Consider the following 14,246-nt stretch of genomic DNA (forward strand, 5'->3'; position numbering starts at 1 on the left):
ATACTTAGTGCTTAAGCAGATATCCCAGATTAATTTAGTTTTTATAAAAAAACACCCTGGGTATTATTCCAGGGTGCATACACATTTTTCAGGCATTAATTAAGCTGAATCATAACTTTGTAAAATAGTTATTTCTACTATCCATAGAATGATCTAAATATTGCTCCATATATGGTATGAATGATTTTTTGATGGTGTCCCATAAAACTAAATTTGCAGATTTTTATGATATTTTCTATTCCTTTAGTATCAGATAAAATATTCCATAGTCTGATATTAATATTTTTTTAAAGTAAAGAATAAACTTAAATTGAATGTAATTTCTGAGAGAATCCCCTCAAGCTAATCTCGCGATCGCTAATAAGTAGACTTAAGTGTTTTTAGGTAGTTGCACAGTAAATAAGCTACCTTTATCTACTTCCGAAACTACCTGCATACTTCCTGCGTGTCCTTCAACAATCCGGTGGGATAAATGTAGCCCTAAGCCACTACCTGAGCGTTTATTTTTACCCTGGCGAAATCGCTCAAAAATGGTTGCCTGATCTTCTGGCGCAATCCCATATCCTGTATCTTCTATCTCAATTGTTACCGAATCGGAATTTCCTGGCTGAGGTGGTGTTTCAAAAATGCGGATGGTTATGCCTCCCGTATCTGTAAATTTGATGGCATTTGCAACCAGATTGTTTAGTACTCGCCGTAGTTCTAAGCGATCGCCCATAATAATACCAGCGTTTGGACTCAGTGGATCTAATTTACTGGTATCTATTTTCAGAGCCAAGCCTTTTTCATTTGTTAAGGGGCTGAGTTCACTGACTACTTCTTGAGATATCTCACGTAAATCGCACTCTTCCCAATTCAACGTTTTTTTACCTGCCTCGAAGCGATAGACTTCTAACAGGGTATTCACCATTTCCATCAAATTTTGGTTACTGCGAATCATAACTGCGATCGCCTGTTTCATTTCCGGCGGAATTTTGCAGAATGTTTCCATTTCAAACAAGTTCAACATGCGATCGGCGGCTACTAGGGGAGTTCGCAAATCATGAGTCAGACGGGAAACAAAGTCTTCCCGTTGGCGGGCCATTTTTTGTTGTTCGTCTAGACTGTGCTTGAGACGCAATAGCGATCGCACTCTTGCCAGTAGTTCATCAGTATCAAATGGTTTACGAATAAAATCATCAGCACCAGCATCCAAACCTTCGACAACGCTGGATTGGTGAAACGCAGTAATCAACAAAATTGGAATATAAGATATTGCAGGGTTTTTCCGAATCCGACGTGTGACTTCATAACCATCTATCCCTGGCATCATCACATCTAACAGAATTAGATCGGGTGGAGATTGATCAATTTTCTGCAAAGCCTTTATTCCATCTGAAGCCAAATCAATTTCATAGCCCTCACTTTCTAAAATTACTTGAACTAAAATGAGATTATCTTGAGTGTCGTCAACTACAAGGATACGATAAATTTTATTATTTTCAACTACAGACATGATTTATCAGTTTTTTTGGAAGTAATTTATAGTTGTAAATTTAGGATATCCTATTTGATGGTTTCCTACCTCGATAAGATGACTGAGGAGGATTTTTAGCAGGGTCAAAAAAATTATCATCATGTAACTGCGAAGTTGGAGCATCAGCTTCTACAGTCGGTAATGTAATTCGACGTGGCAATTCAATTTTAAACATTGAACCAACCCCTACTTTGCTCTCAAGAAATATTTTGCCACCCATCATTCGCACCAGTGAATCGATAATTGCCAAACCCAGACCTGTACCTGGATATTTGCGAGTGATAGTTTGATCTACTTGCCGAAATGCTTCAAAAATATGTTTAAAATCTTTCGGTGCTATGCCAATACCTGTATCTTGAACAATAATTAATACTCGATTTGCAGGTAGTTCTTTAACTTCAACCCAAATTTCACCAGACTCGGTGAATTTAATGGCGTTAGAGAGTAGGTTAATTAAAATCTGTTTGATCCGAACTGGATCGTTAAATATCAAAGGATTTTGCAAATTAGTTTGCACTAACAATGAGAGATTTTTAGCCTTAGCTAGGGAGCGTATTTCACCAACAGCGAGATTTATTACATTTGATATATCAAATATTTCTGCCTTTAAGTCTAATCCTCCTCCCTCCAGCTTGGAAAAGTCGAGGACTTCATTGAGTAACATTAGCAAATGCTTTCCATTATTTAATATCCGCTCAACCATATCTCTTTGCTGGTGCGTTAGTTGACCGAACTTAGGACGCAATAAAATTTGTGAAAAACCAATAATCGCATTCATCGGCGTTCTAAATTCATGAGACATAGTTGCTAAAAAGAGTGATTTTAGACGTGATGCCTCCAATAACTTAAAGTTTTGCATTTGAATGTGTTGCTGTTGTCTCTCCAGTTCTTGGTTCTTAGAAATAAGTTCTTCATGAGTTTCTCTAAGCTGCTGGCTGGCCAAATCTGTTTGCATTTCTGCTTGATAAATGCGAATCGCACTTCGCAAAACCTGCGACAAACTTTCTGGAGATATTCTAGACTTAGAGAGATAGTCTGTAGCACCAGCTTTCAATAATTGGAGAGTAATTTGTTCATCTCCTTGACCAGTTAGGACTACTAAAGGAATTTTAATTTCTGAAGAACGTAGCTGTTGAATCAAGGTCAGTCCATCTTGGTCTGGTAAGCGATAGTCGAGAAAAACACAATGATATGCAGTAGTGCTTAATGCAGAAAATGCTTCATTTCCATCGCCTATTTCAGACAGTTCAACCGGGACGCCTGCTTGAGTTAAAGCCGAACGAATGGCTATCCGGTCTACTTCATTATCGTCTACAACCAAAATTTTCAGCGTCTCTTCCATCGGTTTTTATTTTTGCCGCCAAACATAGGTTGATGTATAATATTTCTATTTTCAGATTATCCAACTAAAGAATATAATATTTTCGTACATCTAAAATTTGTAACTTGATTGATTAAGACATTTTGTATAGTGTCTGAAACGTTGAGCGTTGCAATAATCTCAACATTTTGGACATTGCCTTGGTTTGAATTCAGTCTGTTGTATTTTCAATTGGATTAACTTAGCAGAGTTTGGGAATAAAACTCTTAGTAAACTGATCGATAGCTCTCAAAAAATTAGCAATTAACAAACTTAAAACTATTGAACTGAAGACAGCAGATAGAACTGATATAAAGTAAAATAGAATACTTTATCAAGCTTAATACCAATTGTAATTGAGTGAGTAAGTGACCGTCGTCAGTCATTGGTGAGAGTTGCATAGTATTATCCTGTACTATAAGCTTGAACAGTTTTACCCTTTAGATTGATTAAATTAGGTAAATAACAAAATACTGTCTATACCTATTGATGAATCTGAAGTCATTTTACCTGCTGCAATTTCGACAATTTTCTTAGCGATCGCTAGCCAACTTACTAGTATTTTTACAGACATATCGTAATTACAGTGTTTGAAAAAATACTAATATTTAAGCCTCTAACAAAGCTTCCTGACAAAGGCTCCATCAATCGAATGAATCCAAAGGTTTGGTTAAAAACCGCTTGAAACCATCATTTACTTTCTCGTAAAGCAACTTCGACACGTTGTAATTTTTTCACTTTCGTAATCTTTTTTTAAAGTTGTATACAAAATAATACTATATGGAACATAGCAACTCAAAGCTGAATTATAAGTAGGGAGTAGCAATTTGGCATTCGTTTCAATATTTCATACTTTTTATGTAAGTATCTATATATCTTCAGCTAGATTTGTCCTCTATCTAAATGTAAAATTTTCGGGTATTTATTATTTCTATCGGTGGATGCAGACGGGTTGAAATATCATCTATCTTTAGTTTGGGATAATAAGAGAGAGAAGTTACAAAAGGTAATATTTTGAAAGGTTGCAAACAACACAATAGTGAGTGTAGCGATGAATGAAATTAGTATTATTTTAATTGAAGATCATGATTTAACACGAATGGGACTACGAGCAGCATTACAGTCTCACAGTGCATTAAAAGTAATTGGCGAAGCGGCAAATGCTACCCAAGGATTAAAACTTTTAGAAACGGCAAAGCCAGACGTAGCGGTTGTAGATATTGGCTTGCCTGATATGGATGGCATCGAACTCACTCGTAAATTCAGACGCTATCAGACGGAAACTGGGCAATCAAATACGAAGATTCTTATCTTGACAATGGATCATACAGAGGATGCTGTACTAGCAGCCTTTGCCGCTGGTGCTGATTCTTATTACATGAAAGAAACCAGCATCAGTAAATTAACTGAGGCGATCCAAGCAACTCACGGCGGGAACTCTTGGATTGATCCGGCAATTGCCAACGTGGTACTGCGGAAGATGCGCCAAGGTATTCCTGGAGAAAGTCAAGGTTCTGACAAGCCGAAAACTGTAAAAATTGAGGCACTGGCATCAGAATATGAGCAAGTTTTAGAAACATATCCCCTAACTCAACGGGAATTGGAAATACTAGAGTTGATTGTAGGTGGGTGTAGCAATGGGCAAATTGCCGAGAAACTCTACATTACAGTTGGTACTGTAAAAACCCATGTTCGCAATATTCTAAATAAACTGTGTGCTGACGATCGTACACAAGCTGCTGTGAGAGCCTTACGTTCTGGGTTGGTAGCATGAGGAGTGGTGAGTACTGAGTTAAGAGTTAGGAATTTTATTTCCCCTTTCTCCAATTCCCATTCAAAATCGTTCCTGTAAACATTCTGCAATACGTAGTGCGGCTCCTGGTTTACCCATGCGTCGCCCACCATTTTCGGCAATAATTTGTAAAATATCAGGATCTTTGAAGAGAGACTGTACAACCTTGGCAATTTCTGCTGGGTGATCAATTAAAATCAAGGATGAGCCGAGAAGACGACTTTGAGCTTCAGCAAAGGCAGGGTTATACTGCGGCCCATTACCGGGAATCGCGATCGCAGGTTTCCCTAAACCGATAAACTGTTCTGTGGCTGTACCTGCCATTGCGATCGCTATATCTCCCAAATGCAAGCAATCATTATAGGCTTGTTGTGTCAAGAATAAATAAGCATTTCTTTGTTTAAATGTCAAGGCATTTGGATCGGAGATTTGGATCGGAGATGCTGATTCAGTGCGCCAGCCTTGAGATTGCACACTTTGGGATAAAATATTAGAGTCTAACCCAGGAGCGATCGCACCTAAAAATACCACTATTTTAGAAGTATAAAAGATCGAATCTCTCTCCTGAAAACTTGCCATCAATGCAGATACGGCAATCATAATAGTTTCCCAGTTAGTATATGCCTCTGGCGGGCGAGAACCAGGAAGAAGAGTTACTACAAAAGGTCTAACTATTTCTCGCTGTTGGACATCTTGACTATAAAATTGTTGGCGTGAAAACGTTGGTTCTAAACCATCCATCATGGGATTACCCAAACTAAAAGCTGGAATTGGCCATTGTTTTAATGTTTCCGTCGTCAACCCATCTCTAGGAAACACCGCCTTACAACGGCGACGACTCATTAACCAGCGTTCCCAAGGATGATAAACTGAACCGGAAAAGTTTTCCCAACGCGCATTTTTAGATTTCCGTGGCAATAATCCAGCTTCATCCCGCACATAATATTCAGATTTCGCCGTACCGACAAAAGCATAATTAGCGCCACTGAAAGTTGCAAACAACAAGGGGACAATATCTCCCACTGCTAAAATTGCTCTTTTATTACCTAATTTTTTTTGAGAACTTACCCAACGGCGGACAGCTTTAATCTGGCTGAGAGTCAGTTGCAATAAACCACCGCGTACATCCCGCGCTAATTGACGACCATCCATATAAATAAAGCCGCCAGAAGGCATATTAAGGACTGAACCGATAAAGGGGATATCCAACTGTTCATAAGCACGTCCTTCGCCCACCAAAGGTAAAGCAAATATCTGTGGTGGGTTTGGTTGTCGTTGGAGTTCTTGCAAAATCCGAACTGCAATCATATCTTCCCCATGACCGTTACTTAATACAAGTAACCGCAAAGGAGGGGAGTTAGAAGCTAGAGATGACCGAGATACATTACTCATAGAAACAAAATATCAAAATTAACTGTCTGTTTAGCTAAGAGGTATAAATAGGGAAATCGACGAAGCAGCTGGAAGTTAGTATTATCCCTATTTCTTTACTTCCCTACAACTAATACCAATTTTGGATAGGAATGTAATTGTTTGAAATTCCTCGAACAGCCTTTTGGTCAATACTTTTAATCAAAAATCTAAAATCTAAAATCCAAGATTAGTATAACTCCCAGTTAATTAGGTTAAATATTATGCGAGTTTCTGCTACTGCAATTTTTACTTTAGCTACTTTAGCTGCTGCCAATGTCACCCAACAAGCAACGGCTGCACCCGCTAAAACCGTTACCCCAACTGCAAAAGCCGGTAACTTGATAGTGCCGATAATTGAAGAAACTCCCGCACGAGTAGAGACAATTGCTTCCCCAGAAACTATAGTTGCACAACAATTTTCCCAAAATCCCGTCATCGTGCAAACGGGTGCAAACAAAAATTCTCCAGTAGTCTTACAGGGTAATTCACCAGTAACACTCCCCTTCATATCTTCATCCCCCGCTACTGAAAGTAATTTAGTAGTCACAGCTACAGATGTACAGGTAGTGGGAGTCAATCAAGAATTGCAGCAAATCATTCGTAAAGTCATTAAAACCCAAGCTGGTGGGGAAACTAGTCAAAACCAGTTACAAAAAGATGTCGCAGCAATTTTAGATACAGGTTTATTTAGCAATGTCAGTGTGAATAGCCGCAGCACACCCTCTGGATTGAATGTAGTTTATCAAGTGCAACCGGTGATTGTGCGTTCCCTGCAATTATCTGGTGCTAAAGTCCTTACTTACCAAATAGCTCAACAAAGTTTGCAATCTCAGATAGGAACCACCATCAGTCCGGCGGGACTGCAACAATCAGTAGCACAAATTAACAAGTGGTACACCGATAATGGTTATAACTTGGCGCGGGTACTATCAATTAAACCCAATCCTCAAGGAATTCTCACCGTAAATGTCGCTGAAGGTTTGGTGGGTGATATCAAATTTCGCTTTGTCAACGATGAGGGTAAAACCGTTGATAGCAAGGGTAATCCCGTCGGCAGACGCACTAAACCAGATTTTCTGCAACAGCAACTCAAGCTGAAACCTGGTCAAATTTTCCAAGAAAATGTCGTCAAGCAAGATATACAACAGCTATATCGTACTGGTTTATTTGAGCAGGTGAATGTTGCCTTAGAAGGAGATGCGACAAAACTTGATTTAGTCTACCAACTTAAAGAAACTGGGGCGCGTGGTGTTAACTTGGGTGGTAGTTACAATGCCGATCAGGGTTTAGTAGGTACAATCAGCTATCAGGATCAGAATGTCGGCGGTGTTAATGATACTTTAGGTGTGAATGTTGGTGTCAGTAGTCGAGACTTGCAGTTTAATACCAAATTTACCAGTCCCTATCGGACAACTAACCCCGATCGCTTGGGATACACTGTAAATGGTTTTCGTAGTCAAGAACTTTCGGAAACCTTTGATGACAAGATTAAGCTAGCCAATGGCGATAAAGTGCGAGAAGGTAAAATTGGCGGTGGTGTTAGCTTGCTACGACCAATTGACGACTGGAATACCTCATTAGGATTAAACTATACTCGAACCAGTATTCGCGATCGCCAAGGTAATATTACCCCAACTGATGCTCAGGGTAATCCCCTCTCTGCCAGTGGCACTGGTATTGACGACCTAACAACCGTATCCTTCACCGCCACCAAAGACAAACGAGATAATCCCCTCAATCCAACTCAAGGTTCCGTTCTTAGTCTGAGTACAGAACAATCTATACCTATCGGCGAAGGTAATATTTCCCTCAATCGCCTCAAAGCCAATTACAGCCAGTATTTACCAGTGCAGTTATTTAACAGCAAACAGCCACAAGTATTTGCAGTGAATGTGCAAGCTGGTACCGTCATTGGGAATTTACCGCCTTACGAAAGCTTTAACTTGGGTGGTTCCAATTCAGTGCGCGGTTACGATTCTGGAGAGGTTGGGAGTGGTCGCAGTTATGTGTTGGCTTCGGCAGAATATCGTTTTCCTGTCTTACCAATCGTAGGCGGTGTATTGTTTGCCGACTTCGCCTCAGACTTAGGCTCAGGTGATACTGTATTAGGAGATCCTGCGGGTGTGCGGGATAAACCAGGTTATGGTTTTGGTTATGGGGCGGGAGTGCGATTAAATTCACCACTAGGCTTAATTCGGGCTGACTATGGTATTAATGACCAGGGAGAAAGCAAAGTACATCTAGGTATCGGGCAGCGATTTTAATTTGAGTTCAAGCATTGCTGATAGGTTATATCCAAAAATTTATGCATTATCCATAACCCAATACAGTTCAGAATGAGCAACAAAACACTTGTCTTGACGGCGATTTATCGCGTCTCAAAAACCCAAAATTATTGCCAGTAGCCCTTAACCCAAGCGTATTGATTCATAACCCTTGTAGAGACGTAGCACTGCTATCTCTCTACAAGGGTTATTGAGATAGATTTAATGTGATATCTTAATAATTCTGTTCAAAATCTAGGGTTTTCCGTAGTGAAAATTCTATAATCATTCTCTCATCTTATTTGCCTACATGAGATAATTTCCTATTAACTGTTTAACATAGAGAAAATTAGCTCAATATTTGTATGCAGCAAGTATCAATCGACAATGTGGAGTTCCCAATTCATCTCAATGCGAAAACAATTGCTCGACGTTTAAGTGTCACAGTTATGTGCCTCACCTTCGCAGGCGTTCTAAGTGGCTATTTCTGGCTTTTGAAGTTTCCCTTCCCAGCTACCCAATGGTTTTACGAACTATTTAGCCTAGATGGAGAATTGAATATTCCTGCCTGGTATTCTTCATGCACTCTATTATTTTGTTCGGGATTACTTAAAATAATTAGCGCTATTAAGACGAAAGACCGTTATTTTGTTTACTGGAAAACTCTATATTTGATATTTTTCTATTTGAGTTTGGACGAAGCATTTAGTTTTCACGAGATTTTGATCATTCCGTCAGTACGAGAATTGCTTCATCTCAATCCTCTATTTTTCCAAACCTGGGTTATCCCTGGTGTTATTTTAGTGGGAGTTTTTGCATTTAAATATCTAAAATTTTTGCTCCATCTTCCTCCAAAGACTCGGTATTTATTTCTAATTGCCGCAGTTGTTTATGTGAGTGGAGGCTTAGGTATGGAAATGGTGGGTGGAGTTTTGAGAGTAGATTTTGGACGACGCACTCTCATAACGTTAATTGGCATATTTGTTGAAGAGTTTTTGGAAATGGTCGGAATTGTAATTTTTATTTATGCGCTGCTAGCTTACCTTAGCAGCTTGAAAGAAAGCATTCAACTAAAAATCTATACATCTGAAAAGTAATATCAAGTCTACGCTTTCCCAACATCACGCACATCTGGACGCAGAGCGATAAAATCTTGTAGTTAGCCAATTAGGGTACGCAAGTGTCTCGTAGAGAAGCTCAACGTTTGCGGAGCATTATCACGTTTTCGTAAGACATTAATTTTTTAAAAGCGCTAATCATACAAAATATCAAAAAATATTATAAGTAATAGTATGGAAAAAAGTGTTATAAATGCCAGCCTTTCTACCCAAAATCTAACCTTTCGTCCAGGTGATACCCCTGTATCATTTGAGGTAACTGTCAATAATGATAGCGATCGCTTTGTCAATTTTCAGATCGAAATTACCGCAGCCGGAGAAACTCGGAATACAGGCTATCGCTGGTATCGACTCGAACCAGAGGTAGCAGCAGCCAAGCCACCCGGTAGTAGTACCATCTTCCAAGTTTTTGTATTCAATACACCCATTCCGGGATTTGTCGGTACTGTCAACCTGATGGTAAATATTTTTTCACCGCAATTAGCACAACAGTGCAGACTTGTGCTACGCCTGAAAATCGAGCGAGACAACAGACCAACGCATTTAAGTGTAGAATTGCCTGTGCGGGAGTTCCAAGTTTATCCCCGCAATTCTGTAGATATACCAGTACGAGTGCGGAACTTGGGGCAACAACCGACTGATGTAGTATTACATTTTACAGGTATTGATTCATCTTGGCTAGCTGGCAGTGCAGAACGCCGCTTATTCTTAGATCCAGGTGGTTTAGCAGAAGCTACATTCCAATGTCAACCTCCATCTGTAGTGCAAGCACCCAGTCAAAATTACCCTTTTACCATTGAAGCTGTTAGTAATAATGGTTATCCAACTAATGCTGAAGGTAATGTTGAAGTTTTACCAGTGGGTTTTATAGACTTTACCACCACAGAAAAGCACCTGAAAATTCCTAGTAAATCGGCATGGTTGCCTGACTGGAAATCTCATACAGCTTCCTTTGAATTGTTATTTAAAAATGCTAGCAACCTCAACCAGCAAATTAATGTCCAGGTGCAGGGTAGAGACTGGCGAAAATGTAGTTTTAAAAAGCTTCCCGAAATTGCCAATCTCCATCTAGGAGAGACAAGTAAAGTCATCCTTGATGTTAAAACAAAACGCCCTTGGGTAGGAATCGGCAAAACTTTATTGCTGGAGGTCAAATCGGAATTATCCGACCAACGTTTAGGGAGTACAGACCCAGCCACGCAGACATTAGAAGTGGAGACTTCGCCAATTATACCTTTATGGCTACAATTGGTTGCGATCGCACTTTTAGCCGCACTCCTAGCATTAATCTTTCAACCCAGAAATGTAATGCATACCCGTTCTGTAAACTCAGTGCGTTTTAGTGGCATTGGTTTATCTGTGGTCAGTGGTTCAGATGATTGCACCTTAAGACTTTGGAGAATCGGTACTGATAGCTTAGATCCTGATGATACAGTAAAATACACTGGGCAGCCCGTTGCTTGCGATCAAGCACAACAACCCAAAGGTTTAATGGCGATTACTGATGACGCGGTAGAAGTCTTACGCTTCATGCCATTACAAAATAATCGTGCGGCTGTTGGTTTAGATAATGGTGTCATTGAACTCAGAGATGTCCCATCAGGTGCAAAGATTGGCCAACTTCAAGACCTTAAAGATCCTAAAGCAAAAGGCGATCGCGTTTTTGATTTAGCTTTCACCTCAAACTCACTTAACTTATTCAGTGGTTATGGCAGTGGTAAAGTGAGACTATGGTCAAGACCAGCGCCTAACAGCGATTTTCTGCCAGAACCGCAAGTTATTGACGTACAAAGTACATTGAAACTATCAGGTTTCCAAGTCCGGGCATTAAATCTCAGCCCAGATGCAAAAACTCTCGTAATTGCTGGAAACTTTAAACGTTTCATCTTGTGGCAGTGGAATCCAAATCAATCTAATAAACAATCTCCCAGTTTATTAGTACAAAATCTAGAAAAACTAGACCCATTAGTTGGGCGTGAAGACTATATCTGGGGATTGGCTTTTGTTCCTAACTCAACCAGAAAAATCCTCGCAACATCTGATTCTGCGGGCTTCATTACAATTTGGGATTTAAATCAGTGTCAAACTATCAAAAATCCGAATCCCCTCGAAAAAGTAAATGAACTTAATTGTTCACCCCTAGACCGTTGGTCAGCCTCAAAAACATCAGTGCGGACTCTCGCATTTAGTGACGATGGTAGTCTCTTAGTAAGTGGTGGCGATGATGGACGAGTCGTGGTTTGGTACTTAACCTCCGAACAGAAACTCGACAAAACAAAAGCAGCAGAAGGCAAAACAATTTACCAAAGCTCTAAAAAAATTAATAGTATCGACTTGAAAACTAATCAAGGAACCATGATTGTGAGTGGTGGTGAAGATTTTCAGGTCAAACTACATCGCATCAAATAAGGAAGTCGATATATGCAAGTAAAATTCAATCCCCTACAAGTTATTATCAATCCACCTGGAATTCAATTTGGGATGCCAGGAGATACTATTGAACTCTATATTGTTGTAATCAATCGGGGAGATCAGAGTGCGGTTATTGACTTATATTTTGTTTTTGACGAAGTATTTCAAAATTTAACTGGCTGGTCTACCTCTCCTAGAGAAAGTTTAGCATTAGCTCCAGGGCAAAATAGCGACGAAGTAAAATTTGAGTTTGAAATTGCTGCAAATGCTCTCCCCGGAACCTATGACTATACACTAGTCGTAGATTCACCTCTACATTATCCCCAAGATACTCCCATAACCTTCCCTAACCAAATTAAGGTTCTGCTAAAAGAACAGACAGCAATTCGGGTAAATGACCCGACATTTTCCCTTAGACCTAATACCAACCCCAACAAACCACTAATTTTCAATCCTAGTGAACCTCTGCAAGTGGAAGTAATAGTTGATAATCGCTCTTATCTTGTAGATAGGTTCCGCTTGAGTTGCCCAGATTTAGATGATGACTGGTTCACAATTAACTATCCTGCAACTGGATTTGAGGGGCCAGGGTTAGTGTCTGACGTGACTGCACTAGAACTAAACCCTGGTACTCAAGGTCAAATATTCTTGAAATTTCACCCACCTGGGGATACCCTCGCGGGAAGCTATTCGCCGACAATCCGCTTGTATTCAGAAAACTCTCCAGACTTAGTATTACTGGATTTGGTGTATATCCAAATTCCGACAAATTATCGCCTAGATATAGAACTTCATACCATCTTGGCACAAGTTAGCCGTAGCCTTGGTAAATACGAGTTATCACTAGCTAATCGGGGCAATATTATCCGCGAACTGATATTAAACTTAAAAAGTCGAGACGAAGAAGAACTATATACTTACAAATTTGAACCTACTGAAATCCGATTATTACCTAATAGAAGTGCCGTAGCTAATTTGACGGTCAAACCCAGACCTTGGTGGCGACGACCGTGGTTTGGTGCAGGGCTAGCGATCAATTTTCAACTCGACATCAAAGACCAACAAAGTTTACCCCTACCTAACACATTGCCTCAAGGAACTTTGGTATGGAAACCCCGTCCTTTGTGGCAATTTATTTTGTTAATTTTGGTAGTTTTAGGCTTACTAGGAGGGATAGGATTCATCATTTGGCGAATTTTAAACCCCGATCCTTTAAGATTAGAAAATTTTAGTGCAAATGACTCTCAAATCACTGAAGGCGATGAAGTAGCTTTGAAGTGGGACATTCACAATTATCAACAGTTGCAAAAGTTAGTTGTCACTGCCAAAGGTTCGCAACCGATTCAGCCTATTACTTATGACTTTAGCAATGGCATTCCTGAAACACTGGGTAAGAGAAATGCTAATGAAATACCTCCTTGTCAGGTGCAAGATAAACAACAGCTAATTTGTAGCAACGTTAAAACTGGAGTGAAAACAAAAGGAAATTACACTTTTGAGTTACAAGCATTTTATCGTAATGGAATCCAATTATTTTCTCCCAATAATCAAGTAGCCAGCCAAACAACCCAAATAGAAATAGCTGAAAAACAAATTGCGGAAGTACTTAGTTTTCAAACGGATAAACCACTCTATACAAAAGGTCAAAATATTCTTTTAAGTTGGACAATTGCCCATCCATTATTATTAGGAGAAATTCAAATTACTGGCAGTGCAGATGATGGTACATTATATAGTGAACCAATTATTTATAAATTTAATCAAGGTAATCTTACCGATCCGAAACTCCAAAAGCTATGTACACAACAAAATCAACAACTGCGATGTATAAACATTCCTCTACTAGCATATAAAGCTGGTAAATATGCGTTTGAAATTAAAGCTTTTCCTAACAATGGAAGCCAAAAAACTAGTTTTAAAAAGACTGAATCAAAAATTGAAATATTACCGAAACCATTTAAAATTGTCTCTTTTAGAATCAACGGTAGCGAGCAACCAAATCTGGTTCTCAAAGAAGGCGAATCTGCTACCTTGAGTTGGAGAGTAGAGGGAGAAAATATTCAGGTTAAACTTCTACCATACGGCAATGATGTTCCAGCCGTTGGTTCCATGAAGCTTCCAGTCAATCAAGCCTTTCCCCCTCAAATCGGACTGCTAGTCAATGATATATCTGGTAAGCAACAACCCCAGCAACGAGGATTTGCAATCACAGTAATCAAAAAAGTAGAGCCGACTCCTATACCTAGCATTAACCCAATTCCACCTATTCTGCCACCTAGTAATAACCCATTTAAGACTCCCTTACCTCCGAGGTAACTATTTTGGGCAATGTGAAAAGCAGAGATACATGAAAGTTGAAGACTGCCTCCAA

At 39.5% G+C, this 14,246-nt stretch carries 8 protein-coding genes; 5 read left to right on the top strand and 3 right to left on the bottom strand.

The window, feature by feature from the left end:
* Nucleotides 1-370: 370 nt before the first annotated feature.
* Entirely contained in the window at nucleotides 371-1,495 is a 1,125-nt protein-coding gene (locus HWQ39_RS22495; RefSeq protein ID WP_292849735.1) for a hybrid sensor histidine kinase/response regulator, read from the bottom strand.
* A 40-nt stretch (nucleotides 1,496-1,535) separates the two neighbouring features.
* Nucleotides 1,536-2,858, bottom strand: a complete 1,323-nt coding sequence (locus tag HWQ39_RS22500; RefSeq protein ID WP_292849737.1) for an ATP-binding protein — start codon at nucleotides 2,856-2,858, stop codon at nucleotides 1,536-1,538.
* Between the two features lie 1,069 nt (nucleotides 2,859-3,927).
* Between HWQ39_RS22500 and HWQ39_RS22505 the strand changes: the two genes are divergently transcribed.
* Nucleotides 3,928-4,650 carry a response regulator transcription factor gene (locus tag HWQ39_RS22505; protein WP_292849739.1) on the top strand — a complete coding sequence of 241 codons (723 nt, stop codon included), beginning with the start codon at nucleotides 3,928-3,930 and terminating at the stop codon, nucleotides 4,648-4,650.
* Nucleotides 4,651-4,710: 60 nt separating this feature from the next.
* On the opposite strand, the gene HWQ39_RS22510 is transcribed toward HWQ39_RS22505, so the two are convergent.
* The gene (locus HWQ39_RS22510) at nucleotides 4,711-6,060 is read right to left on the bottom strand and encodes a lipid-A-disaccharide synthase-related protein (RefSeq protein WP_292849742.1); all 1,350 of its coding nucleotides are present in this window, start codon (nucleotides 6,058-6,060) and stop codon (nucleotides 4,711-4,713) included.
* Nucleotides 6,061-6,302: 242 nt separating this feature from the next.
* On the opposite strand from HWQ39_RS22510, the gene HWQ39_RS22515 reads away from it, so the two are divergent.
* The 4 genes from HWQ39_RS22515 to HWQ39_RS22530 all read left to right on the top strand — a co-directional run bounded on the left by HWQ39_RS22515 (nucleotide 6,303) and on the right by HWQ39_RS22530 (nucleotide 14,191).
* Nucleotides 6,303-8,345, top strand: coding sequence for an outer membrane protein assembly factor (locus tag HWQ39_RS22515; protein ID WP_292849744.1), 2,043 nt, complete (start codon nucleotides 6,303-6,305; stop codon nucleotides 8,343-8,345).
* 365 nt (nucleotides 8,346-8,710) lie between these two features.
* Complete coding sequence (locus HWQ39_RS22520; RefSeq protein ID WP_292849746.1) at nucleotides 8,711-9,442, top strand: hypothetical protein; 732 nt, start codon at nucleotides 8,711-8,713, stop codon at nucleotides 9,440-9,442.
* Nucleotides 9,443-9,637: 195 nt separating this feature from the next.
* A complete protein-coding gene (locus HWQ39_RS22525) occupies nucleotides 9,638-11,872 on the top strand; it encodes a hypothetical protein (protein WP_292849748.1) in 2,235 nt (744 codons plus the stop codon).
* 12 nt (nucleotides 11,873-11,884) lie between these two features.
* Nucleotides 11,885-14,191 (top strand): hypothetical protein, encoded by a 2,307-nt coding sequence (locus HWQ39_RS22530; RefSeq protein ID WP_292849750.1) that lies wholly within the window; start codon nucleotides 11,885-11,887, stop codon nucleotides 14,189-14,191.
* Nucleotides 14,192-14,246: the final 55 nt, after the last annotated feature.

Origin of the sequence: Nostoc sp. NMS8, assembly GCF_017115045.1 — a bacterium.
In the GTDB taxonomy this organism is placed as follows: Bacteria; Cyanobacteriota; Cyanobacteriia; order Cyanobacteriales; family Nostocaceae; genus Nostoc.